Raw genomic sequence first — 649 nt, forward strand, 5'->3', positions numbered from 1 at the left:
ACAGGGGGAGCCCCGGGGGCGGCAGGCCGGTGCCGGTGAGCGCGCCCGGCGCGGCGGCGGGCGACGCGTTCGGGTGGTCGGTGGCGATCGGCCGTTTCGACGCCGACCGATGCGCCGACCTGCTGGTGGGCGCGCCGTACGCGGACGTCGGCGGCATCCGCGACGCGGGCGCGGCGTACATCGTGTACGGCGGGACGGGCCGCACCGACCGGATCACCGCCCGCGAACCCCAACTGGACGCGCACTTCGGCTGGTCCGTCGCCTATGGCCCGGACGGCGGCGGCGTGGCGGCCATCGGCGCGCCGCACGAGGACGACGACGGCGTCCACGACGCCGGAGCCACCTACCTCCTCCCCGCCGGCCGCCGTACCGCCCTGACCCGGATCACCCAGAACGGCCAGGGCGTGCCCGGCAACAGCGAGGCGGGCGACATGTTCGGCTGGTCGGTGGCCCTGGACCGGCTCACCGGCGACCCGGCCGGGGTGGACCTGGCGGTCGGCACGCCGCACGAGAACGAGGACGGCACGGGAAACCAGAACGGCCAGGGCCTCCTGGACACCGGCGCACTGACGGTCGTCTTCGACCCGCTGAACGGCAGGGGGAGCTACTCGGGGGTGCGGCGCAGTTCGTTGAGCCCCCACCGCACCCC

At 76.0% G+C, this 649-nt stretch carries 1 pseudogene; it reads left to right on the forward strand.

The window, feature by feature from the left end:
* Positions 1-35: 35 nt before the first annotated feature.
* Positions 36-649 (forward strand): annotated as a pseudogene (locus tag C1I98_RS39515) (FG-GAP repeat protein); the annotation flags it as partial.

It is taken from the genome of Spongiactinospora gelatinilytica (assembly GCF_003236385.1).
GTDB lineage: Bacteria > Actinomycetota > Actinomycetes > Streptosporangiales > Streptosporangiaceae > Spongiactinospora > Spongiactinospora gelatinilytica.